This window comes from Winogradskyella sp. SM1960 (assembly GCF_020179375.1).
Classification (GTDB): domain Bacteria; phylum Bacteroidota; class Bacteroidia; order Flavobacteriales; family Flavobacteriaceae; genus Winogradskyella; species Winogradskyella marina.
The window spans coordinates 632,264-651,519 of record NZ_JAICBG010000001.1; the positions used below are offsets into that span (position 1 = coordinate 632,264).

Consider the following 19,256-nt stretch of genomic DNA (forward strand, 5'->3'; position numbering starts at 1 on the left):
CTAAGATTTTAGGTCTATCGTAATCGATCTACAGATTTTACAAGTTCTTCATCCTTTTTAATAGCCTTGTTAGCCAAGACTAAACACACAATAGAAAAAATAGGAAGAAGAATCCCAATACCTTTCTCAGAAACGTTAATTTCTCCAGATAAGTTTAGCGATTGATATACAAAGATTCCTAGTAAAATAAAGTTTAATACTATATTGAGTCGTCCCAAAATAAACTGGGATTTTCTGTCTTTAAATCTAAAAATCGAAGCCAAAGATAATAAAGCCGATCCTAAAAATAAACCTAAATACAAATAATTATCTAGTGCGTAAATTTTTACATCGTCATTGTTTGTCCACAAATGAAACACGAATATTAAGCCAGCTGAAATCACAGCTGCTAAAAACAAATATAAGGTCTGAATGCGTTGAATCATATCTTTAACTCTAAAACGAATGCAAAATTAGTAGTTTATTTTTTAAAAAGATAGAAATTAATTTAAAATAAAATTGTATTATTGCAATAGAAAGAAGTAACATACTGAGTTGCATCGTTCTAATCTTCCAAATTAATCTCACTTTTTTTCTTTTTATTTCATTTAGAAAATATTGAATTAATAATATCAAAATTATAATACATATACAACATACGAATGTTTGAAATTTCACAGTTAAAAGCTAAAAAACTTCCAGAATTACAGGAAATAGCAAAACAACTAAAGGTACCAAAATACCGTACACAAAAAAAATTAGACTTGGTTTATCAAATTTTAGATTACCAAGCTGCAAATCCTAGTGCAGTAAAGGCCAAAGTCGATACCGAAACTACTTCAGCACCAAAACAACCGGAGAATAAACCGACCAAAAAGCGTGCTCGAGTTCCACAAAAGCCAAAAGACACTAAGGACCAAAAGGACCAAAAATCCTTAGAGTTTACAGATAAAGAGGAAGGCACAAAAGCTAAACCACAAGCTAAAGACAAGCCTAAACCTCGCAAACCTCAAGAGCGTAAGCCACAAGAAAACAAACCTAAAGAGGATAAAACGAATACTGATAAATCCAATAATAAATCTCAAGATCAAAAGAAGCCAAATCCTCGAAAGGACGATAAAAGACGTTCACAGAATAAGGACAACAGGCCATCACGTTCTAAAGATAATAACTCACACAATAACAATTCTAAAAACAATGGCAACAAGGATAGCAGAAATCGCTATCGTGAGCCAGACTTTGAATTCGATGCGATTATTGAAAGTGAGGGTGTTTTAGATATCATGCAAGATGGCTATGGTTTTTTACGATCTTCGGATTATAACTATTTGTCATCTCCAGATGATATTTATGTATCGCAATCTCAAATTAGATTATTTGGATTAAAAACAGGTGATACGGTTCTTGGGCATGTAAGACCTCCAAAAGAAGGTGAAAAATACTTCCCATTAATTAGGGTCAGTAAAATTAACGGCCAAAACCCTAACGTTGTTAGAGATAGAGTTGCTTTTGAACATTTAACTCCATTATTTCCACAAGAGAAATTTAATTTAGCAGAAAAACAAGCGACGATTTCTACACGTATTATGGATTTGTTCTCACCAATAGGTAAAGGACAACGTGGTATGATTGTATCGCAACCAAAAACAGGTAAAACAATGCTTCTTAAGGATGTTGCAAATGCTATTGCGGCTAACCATCCTGAAGTTTATCAAATGATTTTATTAATTGATGAACGTCCTGAAGAAGTTACGGATATGCAACGTAACGTTCGTGGCGAAGTCATTGCGTCTACATTTGACAAAGAAGCGCATGAGCATGTTAGAATTGCTAATATCGTTTTAGAAAAAGCGAAACGATTGGTAGAATGTGGCCATGATGTAGTGATTTTATTAGATTCTATTACACGTTTAGCAAGAGCCTATAATACGGTTCAACCAGCCTCTGGAAAGATTCTTTCTGGTGGTGTTGATGCCAATGCTCTACACAAACCAAAACGCTTTTTTGGTGCTGCTCGTAATATCGAAAATGGTGGTTCATTAACCATTATTGCAACAGCATTAACAGAGACAGGTTCTAAAATGGATGAAGTTATATTTGAAGAATTCAAAGGAACTGGTAACATGGAGCTTCAGTTAGATCGTAAGATTTCTAACCGTCGTATTTTCCCAGCTATTGATTTAACATCATCGAGCACAAGACGTGATGATATATTATTAGACGAGAATACTATTCAGAGAATGTGGGTAATGCGTAAGTATCTTGCAGATATGAATCCGGTTGAAGCGATGGAATTTATTAATGATCGCTTTAAACAAACCCGAAATAATGAAGAGTTCTTAATTTCTATGAATGGATAGACTTTAAACTAAAAATAAATTAAAAAAACCTTGAATTGAACGTTCAAGGTTTTTTTGTGTTTTGTATCTAGTGATTACTATTAAACTCTTGGTTTAGCGATACCTCTATCGTACATTACAATACTGCCTGCAACGGACACATTAAGGCTTAATTGGGAATTAAACTTAACTAAAAAATGACTTTTCTCAATGGCTTGTTTAGACAAACCATGATCTTCGGCTCCAAGCAAGTACACGCATCGTCTTGGATGCTTAAACGTTTCTAAAGCCTCAGCCTCATCTGTTAATTCAACACCCACCAATCTTGCTCCTTTTGGGATATTATTAAAGAAATCTTCAAAAGTATCGTAATGAAAATAAGGCATTGACTTTACGGCATTGTGTGTATCACATGCTTGTTTAGCATAGCGATTACCAATAGTAAAAATAAAACTCGCTCCAAGGTTTTGAGCAGATCTCCAAAGGACACCTAGATTTTCAGGTGTTTTACCATTTTGGATTCCTATACCGAAAAATTCATTTGTAAAGTTATCGTTCATAATTCAAAAATATAAATTTGACGATATCTATTCCTATAAATAAAAAAAGAACTCATTTAAATGCTTAAATGCGTTCTTAATAAAAGTGGTTGTGAAAAATCTTAAATTATAATTTTTCACAACCACTTTTGGATATATAATTATGCTGTTGCAGCTAACTTAATGTTTTGTTTGTAATTTATTGGTGAACAATTGTATTGCTCTTTAAAAATTTTAGAGAAATAACTTCTACTAGAGAATCCTAATGAGTACACTATTTCTGAAATATTTAAATCTGTCGTTTTAATAAGTTCTTCAGATTTTTTCACTCTTACAAAACGTATATAACTATTTAAAGTTTTGCCATGCATAAGCTTAAAGCCTTCTTGTACTTTTGCCGGACTTAAAGCTATTTTTGCGGCCAACTCAATGACATTCAGATTAGTTTCTGGGAAATTATTAATATAATCTGACAATTCTTTTACTTGTTTTAACTCGTAAGCAGTTAGCGAACCTTTAGGCTGCGCTGCACGTTTCATATCTAAAGAATGTTGCTCTATTTCTAAAGCTAGTATAAGATTAACTAAACCTTGAATTAACAATGTTCTCACAACTCCCTGTTGTTTTATTGCTTGTAACTGCTTAATACTATCTGCAATTTTTAAATTATAAGAGCCAACAAAACTATAGTCATTGGATGTATCTGTATTAAAAATTTCAGATACCATTTTATTAATACGATGTTTTGATGTACTTAATTTTGAAGTATTCACCGAAATTAATGTAGAATTCACAAATACATCTTTATAAAAATAAATATGATTTTTTTCTGATACCATATTTGCGGCAATTCCTGTTTGAAAAGTTTCTACTGTTTTTTTCGTTTTGTCACTATTAAATGCATGAGCCAATTTACCTTCTGCACAATACAGAAAATTAACCACTGATTGTTGTGGACTCGCGAAAATAAACTCAACATCCTCATTAAACTTCAGATCAAACTCAACAAAAGTCGTATTGCGCTCTAATTCTATACCTCTAATGATACCTTTTCCAAACGTGCTATCAATGTGTAGCTCACCTTCATTACGTTGTAAAGTAAATGTACCTCCTATCTTTCTTTTTAGCGTGGTAAACATTGACTGTAAATTATTTGCTTTAATTTCTATGGTTTTCATGAGTACTGATTTTTGGTTAGACATTGATTAGTTTGTAGTTTGTTGCGGTTGCGTTAAATTCTTTATTTCTTACTTTTTTTAGAATCCGCTAGTACAGCTCCGCCAAGAATTGGTTTCGGGAATATTTTTCCCACTTTAGCGAATTGCTTTTTGATGTGTGTTTTTGTAATTTTCATTAAGAATTTTAGTTTTAGTTTTTGATACTACAAAGTAAAGACACAAAGGCAGGTTATGTGTTATACAATTCTGAGGTTTTGTTACAACATTCAGTTTTATTGTTAAACAAAACATAATAAATCGATTATTTGATTGATTAACATCCTATAAGAGCTCTGAAAATAAGAGACTTACAATTTAAGAGCGGTAATTGAAATCAGTAATCACTAAAGCATTGAGAAGTTATGAGCTTTAATTGTCTTTAAATTTCCTATTTAATAGCCATAAGACAATGGCAGAAATTAGCAATAGAAAGTGAATTGCCGATGTAAACATAAAAACAAAATAACCAAGTGCCCAAAGAATTATTAATAACACCAATATAATGCTAAGAAAAGTTTTCATGACGTGTATACATTTTAATTAAGGCTTTAACAAAACAGAGGACTTAATAAGAGAAGTAGCTGAATATAATACTGTTAAATTACTTAGAACAAATGTCAGTAATAGAAGGTGGTTTCTATTATACAATTTTAAAAATATATTATACTATTTTAAAAATGGCAAATAAATGGTAATTGTAGTACCGATGTTTGGTTCTGCTTCTGCAACGATTACACCATTATGGTTTTCGACTATTTTTTTACAAATGGCCAAGCCTATTCCTGTTCCAGAATATTCAGTTTTTCCATGTAACCTATTAAAAAGCTCAAATATATTCTTAGCGTAAACTTGTTCGAAACCAATACCATTGTCTTTAAATGAGATCTTATGGTGATATTTGAAGAGTGATTTCTCTATGTCTTTAACCGTATTAGTCCGCACTTCTTGATGCGTGATATTTATTACAGGTGCTATACCTTCTTTTGAATATTTGAGAGAATTACTAATTAGGTTGATAAACAATTGTTGTATCTGAAATGCAACAACTTCAAGATTTGGCAGGTTATCATTAGTAATAATAGCACCTTTACTTTCTATACTATCAGAGAGTTCGTGTTTAGCGTGTTCTAATAGCATATTTATGTTGGTATTCACATAATCTTTGTCGGCATTATTAGTGCGTGAATACTGTAGTAAATCTTCGATTAACATTCGCATTCTTGCTGAAGATGACTTTATTTTAGATATGTAAAATTGTCCTTTTTCTGAAATTTGTTCGCCATCATTAGTTTCTAATCGTGAAATAAAAGTTTGTATTTTTCTTAGTGGCTCCTGTAAATCATGACTGGCTACATAATTAAAATCAGACAGTTCTTTATTATTACGTTCTAATTCTTGGTTGCGTTCTTGAATAAGATTAAAACTATCAAACTCATCCGTGACATCTACAGCAACTCCTAATAATTGTTTTTCTTCAAACCCAATATCAATAAGCTTTGCATGTGCTTTAAGATGTTTAGTTGCCCCGTTTGGTTGCACAATACGAAAGGTTACAAAAGGTAAGTCTTCGTTTTTTATCATATTGCTTATTTCTTGCCTCAAATCTTCAGCATCATCTTCGTGTACATATTTAAAAATACTTTCTAAGTTTGGTTCAAAAGATTGCGGCTCTGTACCTAATAGTTTATACAAATTATCTGAAAAGTGATATGTATTGTCTTTTATTTTCCACATCCATGTACCGCTTTTACTAACTATTTCGGCCTGTTCTGTTAATGTTTTAAATATTTTAAGATCCTTATTCGTTTTTTTTAGAACCATAAGATCTTTGTTAATTTTAGCATAAGCCAACAATAAAAGCAATAAGGTAAGAATTAATATGCTGTATAAAAACAAAGGTGTAATACCAATTGCTTCTTCATTTTTTTTCTGTTGTTCATGTAGTAATTTGTTTTCTAATTCTAACATTACAGATATATCGTTACGTATACGCGACATTTTTATTTTTCCTTCATGCAGCAACAATAAGATGTCTTTTGTCAATATTTCATCGTCTGTGGCAATGTTTAAAGATTTATTAAATATTATAAATCGTTTAACTATATCTTGTTCTAGTTGGTTTAGATTTTCTCGCTGAGCTTTATCCTTAACAATTAACGTATCTAACCTTTTAAGGTTTTGATCTATTTTTAATCGACTTTCGTGATAAGGTTTTAGAAATAAAGAATCGTGAGTTAGCAAAAAACCTCTATGACCTACTTCGGCTTCTTTAAGGTTATATACCATATGTTCTAACTCAGTTCGTAAAGTTTGGGTATCGTTAACCTCCTCAGTAGACTCTGAAAGTTCTTGAATATGTTTATATGTAAAACCACCAATGCATAATATCACAAAAAGGCCTACACCAAATACAATTTTTAAAAGTTTACTAGGAGTTATTCTTATCATTTATAAGCGTAATAAAAAATTATCTTTATTTAAGCCACTTGTTATGTATTGCCAATTTGTAGTGACCACTTCAGAAAGTACTTTCTTTAATTTTTCAAAATCATTAGGTTTCTTTATATAAATATTAGCTCCAAGAACAAAGGTGTGTTCTACATCTTCTTCAGAAGAAGATGTGGAATAAATAGCAATAACTAAATCTTTTAATCTACTATTAGCTTTGATGTCTTGTAAGCAAGAAATCCCTGATTTTTTAGGCATATTTAAATCTAAAAACAACAAATCTGGAAGTTCATTTTCGGCTTGTTCTAAATAATGCATTAGTTCAATGCCATCTTTAAAAGTAGAGACTTTACTTTTTACCTTTAACTCATCGAAGGCTTCTGTGAAAAAGAATCTGTCATCTTCATCATCGTCCGCTAAGGCTATTTTCATATATTCTTTTATCATAATTATAAAACCTAATAAATTATTGTAAATGGCTTTCTTTTCGCTTTGCTACTATACGCTGAAAAGCAGATGGTGTTATTCCTGTTGTATTTTTAAACTGCTTACTTAAATGCGCCACACTAGAGTAATTGAGTTTATAGGCTATTTCGGTAAGCGATAAATCTTGCTTCACCAGTAATGTTTTTGTATATTCTATTTTTTGCAAAATCACGTAATTTTCTATAGACGTATAAGTCACTTCAGAAAACAGATTGGATAAATAACTATAGTTGTGATTCAATTTTTCGGAAAGAAATACTGACGTTTTCACAATGACATCATTTTCTTTATTAAGGACCATATCTCTTATAACATCTTTAATTTTTTGGACCATTATTTTTTTAGAATCTTCAATAAGAGAAATACCGTAATTTTCAATACTACTATTAAATTCTTGAAGTTGCTTGCTCGTTACTTTTTCTAACAGTTCTATTTCTCCAAAAGCGGTCTGCTGATACTTAAAATTAAACATTTTGAGCTGTTCTTCAATAACTCTATTACAAACCGTAGTGTAATCAAACTTTAAAAATAATTTCATCGTGGTATGTATTACATAATTAATGTCTATTCTAATTAAAATAGCATCACATCAATATCATATCTCCTCCCTAAAATGTTTTGAGATATTACAAGAATTAAAAATACAAAAAAGCCGACTATAAAAATCGGCTTTTTTTAATATTAAATTTTTTGGTTTAATTTAAAATTCTGAGTAGCTAAATTTCTGACCACCTATAGAAACATCTGCCATTGCACCTGCTTTAGGATGAATAAAAACGACAACACCATCATCGTAATTAGCAGCTTTGCTAGCTCCTTCTTCTACAATGACAACCTTTGCTTCAGCCGAAAACTCAAAGTTACCTTGTTTAAACTCATTAAGTGCATCATCTGTTTCAAAAAAGATGACTTGTGTATAAGCCTCACCTCCGGCTTGCAGCCCAACATCTATTTTTTTTACATCAGACATTCCTATGGCTACACCATTGTCATATACCACACCATTACCCGAAGCACCTCCAACAATTAATGCGGCTTCACCAACATTAGGAAAGACAACATAGCCAGAAGCGTTACTAAAAAATTTATTTAATCCTTTATCTGAACTTTTTAAAGTTGAAATTGCCTTATCTGCATCTTTCATAACACGCATATCATCTTTATTTTGAGAAAAAGCGAATACAGTTACGAACATAAATGCTATCGTTACTATTAAATTTCTAATTTTCATAATTTTATTTTTTTGGTTAAACATTTTGTTTTTAGAAAGCCTATAACAGCAACTAATTGCTTCTAACTTTCTTGAGATAAAATTATGGATAACAACTAACCTTACTTAGTTCAAAACATTTGATTGTTAATGCTTCTGATTAACCTACTCTATGGTTGAGTCTAAGACACAAAAAAGCCTCCACATTTCTGTGAAGGCTTGATTTTTCTAGTAGCGGGAACTGGACTCGAACCAGTGACCTTCGGGTTATGAGCCCGACGAGCTACCTACTGCTCTATCCCGCGATGTAATTCAAAAATTGATAAACTTAGCTCTTAACTTTCGGTTCATAATGCCGACTATATCATTTTAGGACTGCAAAGATAATACTTTTTTTCGAATACCAAAATCTAAACCAAAAAATAACGCTCAATTTTTATTTGAGCGCTATGATCATAAATTTATAATATGGCAAAAATTAGTCGTCGTCATCCTCTGTATCTAATGTAGCTAACGCTCCTTTACTATTAACATCGTCTAAATCGAAATCAACAATATTTGGAAGCTTATCTTTTAACGCTGCAAAATTACCTTTAAATTGATTTTCACTCAACAGTAATGTTTTTAGATTTGTTAACTGTGCTAACTCAGTTGGAAGTTCGCCATAAAAAGCATTATTAGATAATACTAATTCTTCTAGTTCTACAAGCCCTCCAATAGATGAAGGAATCTTTCCTAATAATTGGTTATCAAAAACGCTTAATACTTTTAAAGATTTTAATCGCGATAAACTTGAAGGAAGCGTACCTCTCAATTTATTACTACTTAATATTAGGCTTTCTAAACGTGTTAAGCTTCCTATAGACAACGGAATTTCCCCAGAAAAATCATTATTAAACAATTCTAATGATTTTAAATTTGATAATTTTCCGATATCTGAAGGAATAGTTCCACTAAATATATTTGAGAATAATTTTAACTCTTCTAACTTTTTCAAGCATACCAAAGAACTGGGTAATTCACCACTTAATTTATTGAATGATAAGTTAAGTATTTTTAAATGTTTTAGTTTTGAAATAGACTCTGGAAGTTCCCCTTTTAAACCATTGAAACTTAAGTTGATTCCAACAACATTTTGATCTTCAATAGTTATGCCATGCCATGTTGAAACAGATTCTTCCAAGTTCCAAGAATGACTCCAAGAATCACCGTTAGTTGCCTTGTATAAATCTACAAGTGCTGCTTTTTGTTCTTGTGAAACTTCTGCAAATGAGAATAATGAAATTAAGCAGAATACTAATGTTATTTTAAGTGTCTTCATAGTTGATAAGATTTTGTGGAGGGACACAATAACAATACAAACCTAAGTATATATCCTTTAAACTGCAAATTTTTTCGACGAAATGCACTATTTCAAAATTTGCACCTATAACAAACAAGTAAAACAAACACAATTATTGACCTATATCGTCGACCTGAAAGCTTACGATTTCCTGGCTTTCTACGGATATAGAAATTTGAATAGGATTGCAACAAATCTCACAATCTTCAATATATTTTTGATGCCTTAGAGAAACATCTACAAGCATAGAAATCTGCTCCCAACAATATGGACATTGAAAAAAGTGTTCTTCCATAAGTCCAGTTTAGATTAAAATTGAACATTTAACAATTCTCCACTAATTTGAAGCACATCTAACTCAGCTAATTTTGCATCATATTTTGCTTGATTTCGGCTTAATTCTGCATTTAATAGATTGAGTTGGGCTTGTCTAAATTCGATAGAAGTCACTTGACCTAATTTGAATTTTTCTTCAGTACGGTCAAAATTATTTTGTGCGGTTTTAATATTGTCTTCCTGTACTTGAAAAATCAATAATTTATTTTGGTAATTGTCCCAAGCATTATTAAAGTTTCGTTCAATATCTATAATTAATTGCTCTTTTTGTAGTTTCTGATTTTCAAGAAATAGTTTAGTATTCTTTACACGAGTGATGGTTCCACCTCCATCAAACAAATTCCAAGTTAAATTTAAACCTGCAGATACTCCTGTATTTGTGTTTTGCAAAGTAAAGGCTAATGGACTGTTGTTGGTGGACTCGTTCCATCCGTAAGAACCCACTAAACCAACCGTTGGTAAAAATTGTGCTTTACTTGTTTTAATATCGTATTCACTAATATTTATATTACTTTCAGCTTGTAATAACGACACATTATTAGCTTTCATTTTTTCTAAAAGTGTCTCCTTGTTAAGTTCAAGTAGAAAATTAAGTTCGGTCTCAACTCGGAATTCTTCGGATTTTTTATTGCCTAAAACAACATTGAGATCGCGCTTCGTATTTTTTAATTGTTGTTTTATATTTATTACACTAATACTGTCGTTATTTATATCTACTTCAGCATTTAAAACATCTAGTTTGGTATTTTGTCCATAATCAAACTGATAACCAGACCGTCTTAAGCGATCTTTAGAAATAATAAGCGTTTCTTCAAGTACATCTGAATTTTCAGAGAGCTGTGCAATGGTATAATAGATAGAAAACAATTGCACCATAGTTGTTTCAATGGTTTGACGCGCTTCTAACTCAGACAATAAATATTCTTCCTTTAGACGCTTGTAGTTGTACAAACGACCCATACCATCAAACAAGGTGTAATTTAAATTAATTGACGCATTATAACGCCTCGTCTCTGCTCCATCTGCTACACGTGTTTCTCCATTGGCCAACTCACCATCTGAGTTTTGTACATCAATTGAAGCACCAGCATTACCAGTAAGTGTTGGTAAATAACCAGAATTTAAAATGCCTTGATTATTGTCTGCCACTTCAACAGTATTTGTGGCTATTTTGATACCGTAATTGTGCTCTAAAGCAAGTTTCATGGCTTCGTCAGTAGTCAACACATCCTGTGCGGTTGCAATGAATCCGAAGAAAACAAAACTAAATACAATATAGGTTTTAATGTTCATCATCATTTTTTTGTTCTATTATGGCGCGTTCTACTTCTTCTTTTGAAATTTTATCGCCTGTAATCAACCATTTTTTATTCGTTTTAAAACTGTTAGTTGCAGACAATAAAAGTGGTAAAATAACTAAAGTTAAAACGGTTGCTATAGCAATACCGTAAGCAATAGAAATTGCCATAGGTTTTAAAAACTGTGCTTGTCTACTTTTTTCTAACAGTAATGGTGCAATACCAGCAATAGTGGTTACTGATGTTAAAAATATAGCTCTGAATCGTGCTTTACCAGCTTCAAACAATGCGTTATCGAATGTTAATCCCATTTTTAAAAATGAATTAAACTTACTTATCAATACCAATCCATCATTTACCATAATACCAATAAGTGCTATAATACCTAACGCTGAAAGAATGTTAACAGGAAAATCGTGAATCCAATGTCCCCAAGCCACTGCTATAAAACTGAATGGAATCATAAAAATTAATAATAATGGCTGGCTATAACTTCTAAACGTAAATGCGATAACCACATAGATTAAAAATATGATGACTGGGACAGCAGTTTTTGCTGATCGTGTTAGTTTTCCTGCTTCTCTATTTTGACCTTCGTAAGACACACCAACTGTTGGGTATTTTGAAAGTATATCTGGCATAACCGTATTCTGTATTTCAAGAAGAATTTCTGCAGAACTTCCGTTAGGATCTTTTAAATCAGCATTAACTTGTATTTCTCGTTGCCCATTGAGGTGTTTTATACTTTCGTCACCTCTCATTATAGTATAGGTTGCAATTTCTCCAAACGGTACTCGTTGTCCCAATGGTGACACAATACGCATTTCGTCCAAGTTGTTTATTGACGCTCTATCGGTTCTATCATATCTTACCCAAACACGAATTTCATCTTGACCTCTTTGGAAACGTTGTGCTTGTAAACCAAAGAAACCTGCTCTTACCTGACTCATTACCTCCTGAAGGTTTAGGCCAAGTGCATATGCCGTTTCGTTAAGTTCAACATTTATTTCTTTAATTCCTTCTGGATCGGTATCTGAAATATCAGCTAACAATGCGTTCTCTTGTAACACCCTACGCAATTCTGTTTTAGCGTTTTTAAGTTCTTCGGTATTATTTCCTAATAACGAAATTGAAATAGGCGAACCACCAAAGTTACCACCAGAACCAAAGGTTAAACTCTCTACACCATAAACTTCTCCTACTTCTTCTCGTATGGCATTTGTAATTTCTGGCGAACCAAAATCCCGTTCCTCACCTGGTAAAAGGTTAACATTTATACTTGCTTTGTTGTTTCCTGGACCAACACGTTTTGTAATGTTTTCTACTACTTGCTTGTTTCCTGATTGGTTTTTACTAAAATCCTCATTAACGCGCCATGCTGCACCTTCAACCAAAGTGATAATGGAGTCGGTTATTTTAGGGTTTGTACCCTCTGGCATTAATAAATTAATACTTACACGATCACTCGCAATACTTGGGAAGAAAGACGTTTTTATAACACCTCCTTGATTTGCTGCAATGGTTAAAATCATTAAAGCGATAAGTATAGCAAACGTAATAAAGCGTTGTTTAAGTACAAACTTTAGAGTTGGACTATAAATCTTATCGCGACAATACACCATAAATTGATCACCATACTCATTGAGGTTTCGCAGTTTTACAAATACTTTGGCAATACCTGTTTTTTCTTTTCTGTCTGCTGCTGATATTTTCAATAAAGCTTTAGAATGCGCTATATGCGCAGGTAAAATAATTAATGCTTCAATCAACGAAATGATTAATATAAGTATAACAATAACAGAAACTTCACTGAAGAATTCACCCATTCGACCTTCTAAGAATAAGAACGTTGAAAATGCTAAAATCGTTGTTGTAATTGCTGAAAGTACTGCAGGTAACACTTCCATTGTGCCATCAACGGCAGCTTGGACTCTAGGTTTACCTTCTTCATAATGCTGATAAATATTTTCGGCAATAACAATGGCATCATCCACCAAAATACCGATGACAATAATCATCCCAAATAGAGACAAGACATTAATAGTAACGTTAAACTGAGCAGCAAACATAAACATTCCTAAAAATGAAATAGGTAAGCCAAAAGCCACCCAAAAAGCCATTCTTGTATTTAGAAATATTGATAAAAATAAGAGCACCAAAATAACTCCCATAACACCATTTTCTAAAAGTAATTTTGTTCTTTGATTTAAACGAATAGACGAATCACTAACGACGTCAATTTGAACTCCAGTATATTTCTGATTAAACTCATCGATATACGTATTAACCTTACCGGCTGTTGAAATTAAGTCTTCACTATTGGTATTTGTAATTTCAATATTTACAGCAACATTGCCATTAAAAAAGGAAGCATTTGGTGTTTCTGAAAAACGATCTCTAACGGTTGCAACATCTTGTAGTCTAACAACAGTACCATCCTCACGTGCTCTAACAGGAAGAATATTCAGTTCGTCTCCATAATAAGATCGGTTATTAGCTCTTATTAAATAATCTTCACTATCTGTTTTTATATTACCACCTGTGGTTAGGATATTAGATTGTGAAACAGCTCGCGCAACTTCACCAAACGTAATATTATAAGCTAAAAGGTCATTTTCTCTAACTGCAATCTCTATTTCTTCCTCGGGATAACCCGTTATTTCAATTTGCGATATACCTTCCATAGCACGAAGGTCATTCTCTATGTCTCGTCCTATTTGTTTTAAAGTAGCAAGCTCAATGTTGTCTCCACTAATTGCAAAATCTATGGTTTGCCTTACACGTTCTTGTTTGGCAACTACCAAAGGTTCCATACCTGAAGGAAAGTTGGGCACACGATCTACCGCATTCTTAATTTCGGCAAGCATATTATTAATATCCTCGTCGGTTTCAATTTCAACGGTAATACTACCTCCACTTTCTCGAGACGTCGATGTCACACGCTCAATACCAATAAGCCCTTTAAGATTATCTTCAATTTTTAGCACAATACCTTCTTCAATCTCTTGAGGCGCAGCACCAGGATATGCAATATTTATTGAAACAATCTCCGCGTCTTGTAGTGGAAAGTACGACGATTTTAGGTGAGACATTCCTAAAATACCAAAAATGACAATGGCTATAATGATGACGTTTACTGCAACATCGTATTTTATAAAATAAGTGATTATTTTTCTCATTCTATTGTGCAGTTTCGTTTGATTGAGTCGTATTTACAGATTCTTCATTTACTTTCACTAACATACCAGCATAAGCACCAGGAATAGATCTTGAAAGTATTACGGCATCATCTGGCACACCTTTTATAATAACATCCTTAGATGAAAAATATATAGGTTTGACATCAATTATATCTAGAACACTGTCTCTTAAGACAAAAACTTTAGATTGATCTACCAAGAGTGTTCTTGAAATTTTTATGGCGTTCGGAATTTCTTCAGCTTCAAGTTGAGCTTCTAGATACATACCTTCTTTTAAATTGTCGCCTTCAACCTCTACAAAAACTGTAACGGTTTGTGTGGCTTGATCAATACGACCATTTATTCTAGAAACGACACCAGTATAATTAGATTGTTTATTTAACGTATTAAGTTTCACTTTTTCACCTATTGACAACAAATCACTGTAGGTGCTACCTATGGCTAATTCTAATTCATAAACGGAAGTATCAATAAATTCTCCAAGTTTTTGACCAGGTCTAACCAACGTTCCTTTGTTAACTAAACTTTCGGTTAAAATACCATTGTATGGTGCGTAGATCCTATACTTAGATAAACGTTGCTCAAGATTTTTTACATTATAATATGCTGATTGCACTCCACGACCTGTGATAAAATAATTAACTTTTTCATCAGAAGACTCTGGCAAAGCAGCCACACTTTTATTCATATCAAAATTTTGAAGATACGTATTCCAAACAGGAAAAGCATTTGGATAATCTAATCTTAAATCTGGCATTAAAGAGGTTATAAGATTGTATAACTCACTTTTAGCAGATTGAACTGAAGCGTAGTATTCATTAGAGTTAATACGAATAAGTAATTGTCCTTTTCTGTAAGTCTCACCAGCTTTAAAGTCACTAGCACTATTTTCAAACACACCTTGCACCTCAGAATAAAGCTCTAACCTATTCTTAGCTAGAAGATTTCCATTTGCAGGAATTATAACAGGTACAGTGCTATTTTTTATCGTATCTACAAAAACCGTTTTTACGACTTTTGAAACTTCTGGCTTTTCTTTTGTATTACTTTCTATAATAAAATAAGCACCAACACTAGCTGCTAAAATTATAATGACGCCAATTACAAATAGAAGAATTTTTCTCATTGTTTCGTTTTTAATGAATTAGTTTCTATTCGCAATTTTAAAACTAAATGAATAGAAGACAAAAATATTCAATTGTTGACGCCAAGTCGTTAAAAAAAACTTAAAAACGCAGTGTAGACTACGATATTTCATCGAGTTGAAACTGAATGGACTCCCAGTCTTCCATTAGCTTACCTAAGGATTTCTTCTTACTTTGATACGTATCAAAAAATGCTGGATTAGCAGCAGTTTCATCATAATTTGTAGCGAGTTTAATATCGTCATTTTTAATGTCTTTTTCTAGTTGACTAATTTTAGACTCAATATTACTCAACTTATTATTTAAAGACTTTAATTTCTTTTGATCTTCGTAACTCTGTTTATTGCTTTCTTTGGGTTTGTTGGCAACGACCGTTCTTTTTTCGGCTTCTCTTAGATTTTCGAGATTACGTTGTTCTAAGTAAAAATCTATATCACCTAAATACTCTTTGATGTTTTGATCTTTAAATTCATAAACCGTATCTGTTAAACCCTGAAGAAAATCCCTATCGTGAGACACTAATATCAAAGTCCCTTCAAATTTCGTTAAAGCTTCTTTTAAAACATTCTTAGATTTAATATCTAAGTGGTTGGTTGGCTCATCCATAATAAGGACGTTCAAAGGCTGTAATAATAGTTTCGCCAGAGCCAAACGATTTCGTTCACCACCAGAAAGCACCTTAACATATTTCTCAGCTTCCTCTCCTCTAAATAAGAACGACCCTAAAATATCTCGAACCTTACTTCTATTGGTTTCATTGGCAGCATCGATCATAGTATCTAAAACCGTTTTATTACCGTCTAAATATTCTGCCTGATTTTGCGCGAAATAGCCTATTTGCACATTATGACCCAAATTTAAGTGGCCTTCGTGCTCAATTTCTCCAACTATAATTTTAGCCAATGTTGATTTTCCTTGTCCGTTTTGACCAACAAAAGCTGTTTTAATATCTCTAGGAACTGCTAAATTTACATTGTGTAGCACTTGTAAATCTCCATACGATTTTGAGACATTTTCTATCTCAACAACCACTTTTCCAGGTGTAATTGACACCGGAAAATTTAAAGCCATTACACTATTATCATCTTCATCTACTTCAATACGATCAATCTTATCTAATTTTTTTATTAGCGATTGTGCCATTGTAGCTTTTGAAGCTTTTGCTCTAAACTTTTCAATGAGTTTTTCGGTTTGCTCAATCTTTTTCTCTTGGTTTTTTTGAGCTGCCAATTGCTGCACCTTCATTTCTTTTCTCAGCTCTAAAAATTTGGTGTATGGTTTATTGTAATCGTAAATACGACCTAAAGAGATTTCGATGGTACGATTTGTAACGTTATCTAAAAACATTTTATCGTGCGATACGATTACTACTGCTCCACTATAACTTTTTAAGAAATTTTCTAACCAAATAATAGATTCTATATCTAAGTGGTTGGTTGGCTCATCTAACAATAATAAATCGTTGTTTTGAAGTAAAAGCTTTGCTAACTCTATTCGCATTCTCCAACCACCAGAAAAGGTATCTGTTAGCTTATCAAAGTCTTCACGCTTAAATCCTAAACCTTGAAGAATTTTCTCAGTTTCACCTTGGTAGTTATAACCTCCTAATATTTCGTATTGATGTTGTACATCATTCAAATCAACCATTAACTGATGATAAGAATCACTCTCATAATCTGTACGTTCGGCCAGTTGTGTGTTAATTTCTTCGAGTTGGGCTTCGCATTTTTTTATGTCTTTAAATGCTTGATAGGATTCCTCTAATACGGTTTTTCCTAGATCGAAATCAATATCTTGTTTTAAGAATCCAATTTTCATATCCTTGTCTGCAGCAATCTGACCAGAATCGGCTTCTTGTTCTTTAGACAAAATACGAAGCATGGTCGATTTGCCTGCTCCATTTTTACCTATTAAACCAATACGATCGCCAAGACCTAGCTTAAAAGTAATTTCTTCAAAGAGGTATTCTCCTTGGAATGATATAGAAAGGTTATGAATATTTAACATAAATAGTTTAAAATTTCAACTGTACTTTGCGTTACAATTGTTACAATGCTTAACTAATAAAATTTTATCTTTGCATGGTTATAATTCGCAAAAATAAAGGTTTTAGTTATGATTAGAAAAGGAATGAAACTTTATAGTATACTTTTTGGTGTATGTCCTAAATGTCACCAAGAATCTATGTATCAAAACAAAAACCCTTATGCGATTACTGAAGTCATAAAAATGAACAAGACCTGCTCCCACTGTAAAACAAAATATCAGATTGAGCCTTCCTTTTTCTATGGGTCTATGTATGTGAGTTATGCTGTTGGTATTGCTTTTGCCGTAGCCGCGTTTATAATTAGTTATAACATTTTAGGATCTTCGCTTATTACTGCATTTGTTGCTATTATGGCTACCTTAATTGGGCTTTTCCCTGTAATAATGCGTCTATCTCGAAATATTTGGATTAATATCTTTATGAGTTATGATAAAGAATTAGCTGAGAAAAGTACAAAGGCAAAATCCTAAAATTGAATGAACCACGTGACTAAAAATCGCTCTTCTATTTAGTTCTATTTTTCATTAAATCTGTTGATATCAATTTCAGAATCTAAAGATTCATTGGTTTCAATTAACTTGAAAAGTTGCTTAGACACATAAGGTGCTATCATAACCCCTCGTGTTCCTAACCCATTTAACACATATAAGTTGTTATGCTTAAAATGTCTTCCCACTAAAGGTCTTCTATCTTTAACGGTTGGTCTTACTCCTGCAATATGATCTACGACTTCGAAATTACATGTTAAAAATTTTCCCAGTTTCAATAGCAACTCTTCTTTTGCTTTTTCTGTAGGCACATTAGACTTATCGTTATTATCATAAGTTGCACCTACATTATACAAATCATTTCCAAGTGGAATAACAAAAACTGAAGATTTAATGGCGTAATCAATTTTTAAATCTGGTGCTTTTATCGTTAAAATTTCACCTTTTGAACCTGTAAGAGGAAGGTGATTAAAATATGGGTTCTGTTTCACACCAAAGCCTTCCGCAAAAACAATTTGATTCGTTTTTAAATTTTCATAATGAATGTCATCATTTTCAAACTGTATGTTGTTATAAACAAATGATGTTTCAAACAGACTGTTATTGGATTTTAAAAACGCTTTATAATTTAGGATTAATGTTTCGGTATCAATTCGGCCTGCGTGTAACACTTCACCAAACCCAAAATTCGCATCAATATATTCAGACGAATTTTTAATCAAATTTGTAGATAGAAAAGGCTCTAATGACGGCTTATCTGAGGCTGTAAACCATTTATTTTGTTCTTCTATTGATATGAAACGTCTTAAGATGGAGAGTTCATAATCTATTTTAATCTTTAATTCGTTTTCAATTTTAGAATATAAAGGACGCGCTAAGGCTAACTGTTCTTTTGCTTTCCAAACCTTTGAAAATCGCTTAAGTATAACAGGATTATATAATCCGGCTGCTACTATAGATGATTTTTGTGAGCTATCATCAAACACAACAAATGTTTTATTGTGTACACGCAATTCTTCACAAAATGCTATACTAGCTAACCCACAACCTACTATGATATAATCTACTTCCTTCATTTTTTTAACATTAGCACAAAAGTAAATAAATCTATATTCCTAACGTCGCAAGGCGCAAATTATGTTTGGTGCAATCATAATATCCCAAACATTTCGATATAAAAAA

The 19,256-nt window shown here is 32.4% G+C and carries 17 protein-coding genes and 1 tRNA gene; 2 read left to right on the forward strand and 16 right to left on the reverse strand.

The window, feature by feature from the left end; translation table 11 throughout:
* Positions 1–14: 14 nt before the first annotated feature.
* Entirely contained in the window at positions 15–425 is a 411-nt protein-coding gene (locus tag K1X16_RS02865) for a DUF4293 domain-containing protein (protein ID WP_195869646.1), read from the reverse strand.
* 216 nt (positions 426–641) lie between these two features.
* Between K1X16_RS02865 and rho the strand changes: the two genes are divergently transcribed.
* Positions 642–2,339, forward strand: a complete 1,698-nt coding sequence (rho, locus tag K1X16_RS02870; RefSeq protein WP_195869647.1) for a transcription termination factor Rho — start codon at positions 642–644, stop codon at positions 2,337–2,339.
* An 80-nt stretch (positions 2,340–2,419) separates the two neighbouring features.
* Here rho and K1X16_RS02875 read toward each other — a convergent pair whose 3' ends face one another.
* The 14 genes from K1X16_RS02875 to K1X16_RS02940 all read right to left on the reverse strand — a co-directional run bounded on the left by K1X16_RS02875 (position 2,420) and on the right by K1X16_RS02940 (position 17,546).
* Positions 2,420–2,878 carry an RNA methyltransferase gene (locus tag K1X16_RS02875; RefSeq protein WP_225034978.1) on the reverse strand — a complete coding sequence of 153 codons (459 nt, stop codon included), beginning with the start codon at positions 2,876–2,878 and terminating at the stop codon, positions 2,420–2,422.
* Between the two features lie 140 nt (positions 2,879–3,018).
* Positions 3,019–4,035 carry a helix-turn-helix domain-containing protein gene (locus K1X16_RS02880; RefSeq protein WP_225034979.1) on the reverse strand — a complete coding sequence of 339 codons (1,017 nt, stop codon included), beginning with the start codon at positions 4,033–4,035 and terminating at the stop codon, positions 3,019–3,021.
* Positions 4,036–4,443: 408 nt separating this feature from the next.
* On the reverse strand, positions 4,444–4,596 hold the full coding sequence (locus K1X16_RS02885) for a DUF5670 family protein (RefSeq protein ID WP_225034980.1): 153 nt from the start codon (positions 4,594–4,596) through the stop codon (positions 4,444–4,446).
* Between the two features lie 144 nt (positions 4,597–4,740).
* On the reverse strand, positions 4,741–6,522 hold the full coding sequence (locus K1X16_RS02890; protein ID WP_225034981.1) for a sensor histidine kinase: 1,782 nt from the start codon (positions 6,520–6,522) through the stop codon (positions 4,741–4,743).
* Complete coding sequence (locus K1X16_RS02895) at positions 6,523–6,969, reverse strand: response regulator (RefSeq protein WP_195869651.1); 447 nt, start codon at positions 6,967–6,969, stop codon at positions 6,523–6,525.
* 19 nt (positions 6,970–6,988) lie between these two features.
* Entirely contained in the window at positions 6,989–7,546 is a 558-nt protein-coding gene (locus K1X16_RS02900) for a helix-turn-helix domain-containing protein (protein ID WP_195869652.1), read from the reverse strand.
* Between the two features lie 162 nt (positions 7,547–7,708).
* Positions 7,709–8,239 carry a YSC84-related protein gene (locus tag K1X16_RS02905; protein ID WP_195869653.1) on the reverse strand — a complete coding sequence of 177 codons (531 nt, stop codon included), beginning with the start codon at positions 8,237–8,239 and terminating at the stop codon, positions 7,709–7,711.
* Positions 8,240–8,450: 211 nt separating this feature from the next.
* Positions 8,451–8,523: transfer RNA gene (locus K1X16_RS02910), tRNA-Met, on the reverse strand.
* A gap of 173 nt (positions 8,524–8,696) precedes the next feature.
* On the reverse strand, positions 8,697–9,539 hold the full coding sequence (locus K1X16_RS02915; RefSeq protein WP_225034982.1) for a Two component regulator three Y domain protein: 843 nt from the start codon (positions 9,537–9,539) through the stop codon (positions 8,697–8,699).
* 133 nt (positions 9,540–9,672) lie between these two features.
* Complete coding sequence (locus tag K1X16_RS02920) at positions 9,673–9,855, reverse strand: CPXCG motif-containing cysteine-rich protein (protein ID WP_225034983.1); 183 nt, start codon at positions 9,853–9,855, stop codon at positions 9,673–9,675.
* Positions 9,856–9,869: 14 nt separating this feature from the next.
* The gene (locus K1X16_RS02925; protein WP_195870156.1) at positions 9,870–11,189 is read right to left on the reverse strand and encodes a TolC family protein; all 1,320 of its coding nucleotides are present in this window, start codon (positions 11,187–11,189) and stop codon (positions 9,870–9,872) included.
* On the reverse strand, positions 11,179–14,373 hold the full coding sequence (locus tag K1X16_RS02930) for an efflux RND transporter permease subunit (RefSeq protein ID WP_225034984.1): 3,195 nt from the start codon (positions 14,371–14,373) through the stop codon (positions 11,179–11,181). The genes K1X16_RS02925 and K1X16_RS02930 overlap by 11 nt, the downstream gene beginning before the upstream one ends.
* 1 nt (position 14,374) lies before the next feature.
* A complete protein-coding gene (locus tag K1X16_RS02935; protein WP_195869657.1) occupies positions 14,375–15,520 on the reverse strand; it encodes an efflux RND transporter periplasmic adaptor subunit in 1,146 nt (381 codons plus the stop codon).
* A 118-nt stretch (positions 15,521–15,638) separates the two neighbouring features.
* Complete coding sequence (locus K1X16_RS02940; RefSeq protein ID WP_195869658.1) at positions 15,639–17,546, reverse strand: ABC-F family ATP-binding cassette domain-containing protein; 1,908 nt, start codon at positions 17,544–17,546, stop codon at positions 15,639–15,641.
* A gap of 108 nt (positions 17,547–17,654) precedes the next feature.
* Here K1X16_RS02940 and K1X16_RS02945 point away from each other — a divergent pair, with 108 nt between their 5' ends.
* Complete coding sequence (locus K1X16_RS02945) at positions 17,655–18,056, forward strand: DUF983 domain-containing protein (RefSeq protein ID WP_225034985.1); 402 nt, start codon at positions 17,655–17,657, stop codon at positions 18,054–18,056.
* A 44-nt stretch (positions 18,057–18,100) separates the two neighbouring features.
* On the opposite strand, the gene K1X16_RS02950 is transcribed toward K1X16_RS02945, so the two are convergent.
* Positions 18,101–19,150 (reverse strand): NAD(P)/FAD-dependent oxidoreductase, encoded by a 1,050-nt coding sequence (locus tag K1X16_RS02950; RefSeq protein ID WP_225034986.1) that lies wholly within the window; start codon positions 19,148–19,150, stop codon positions 18,101–18,103.
* Between the last annotated feature and the right edge of the window lie 106 nt (positions 19,151–19,256).

Excerpts from the sequence above, each read along its gene's own strand:
- K1X16_RS02865 (WP_195869646.1), bottom strand. The coding sequence starts at position 425 with ATGATTCAACGCATTCAGACCTTATATTTGTTTTTAGCAGCTGTGATT.
- rho (WP_195869647.1), top strand. The coding sequence starts at position 642 with ATGTTTGAAATTTCACAGTTAAAAGCTAAAAAACTTCCAGAATTACAG.
- K1X16_RS02875 (WP_225034978.1), bottom strand. The coding sequence starts at position 2,878 with ATGAACGATAACTTTACAAATGAATTTTTCGGTATAGGAATCCAAAAT.
- K1X16_RS02880 (WP_225034979.1), bottom strand. The coding sequence starts at position 4,035 with ATGAAAACCATAGAAATTAAAGCAAATAATTTACAGTCAATGTTTACC.
- K1X16_RS02885 (WP_225034980.1), bottom strand. The coding sequence starts at position 4,596 with ATGAAAACTTTTCTTAGCATTATATTGGTGTTATTAATAATTCTTTGG.
- K1X16_RS02890 (WP_225034981.1), bottom strand. The coding sequence starts at position 6,522 with ATGATAAGAATAACTCCTAGTAAACTTTTAAAAATTGTATTTGGTGTA.
- K1X16_RS02895 (WP_195869651.1), bottom strand. The coding sequence starts at position 6,969 with ATGATAAAAGAATATATGAAAATAGCCTTAGCGGACGATGATGAAGAT.
- K1X16_RS02900 (WP_195869652.1), bottom strand. The coding sequence starts at position 7,546 with ATGAAATTATTTTTAAAGTTTGATTACACTACGGTTTGTAATAGAGTT.
- K1X16_RS02905 (WP_195869653.1), bottom strand. The coding sequence starts at position 8,239 with ATGAAAATTAGAAATTTAATAGTAACGATAGCATTTATGTTCGTAACT.
- K1X16_RS02915 (WP_225034982.1), bottom strand. The coding sequence starts at position 9,539 with ATGAAGACACTTAAAATAACATTAGTATTCTGCTTAATTTCATTATTC.
- K1X16_RS02920 (WP_225034983.1), bottom strand. The coding sequence starts at position 9,855 with ATGGAAGAACACTTTTTTCAATGTCCATATTGTTGGGAGCAGATTTCT.
- K1X16_RS02925 (WP_195870156.1), bottom strand. The coding sequence starts at position 11,189 with ATGAACATTAAAACCTATATTGTATTTAGTTTTGTTTTCTTCGGATTC.
- K1X16_RS02930 (WP_225034984.1), bottom strand. The coding sequence starts at position 14,373 with ATGAGAAAAATAATCACTTATTTTATAAAATACGATGTTGCAGTAAAC.
- K1X16_RS02935 (WP_195869657.1), bottom strand. The coding sequence starts at position 15,520 with ATGAGAAAAATTCTTCTATTTGTAATTGGCGTCATTATAATTTTAGCA.
- K1X16_RS02940 (WP_195869658.1), bottom strand. The coding sequence starts at position 17,546 with ATGTTAAATATTCATAACCTTTCTATATCATTCCAAGGAGAATACCTC.
- K1X16_RS02945 (WP_225034985.1), top strand. The coding sequence starts at position 17,655 with ATGATTAGAAAAGGAATGAAACTTTATAGTATACTTTTTGGTGTATGT.
- K1X16_RS02950 (WP_225034986.1), bottom strand. The coding sequence starts at position 19,150 with ATGAAGGAAGTAGATTATATCATAGTAGGTTGTGGGTTAGCTAGTATA.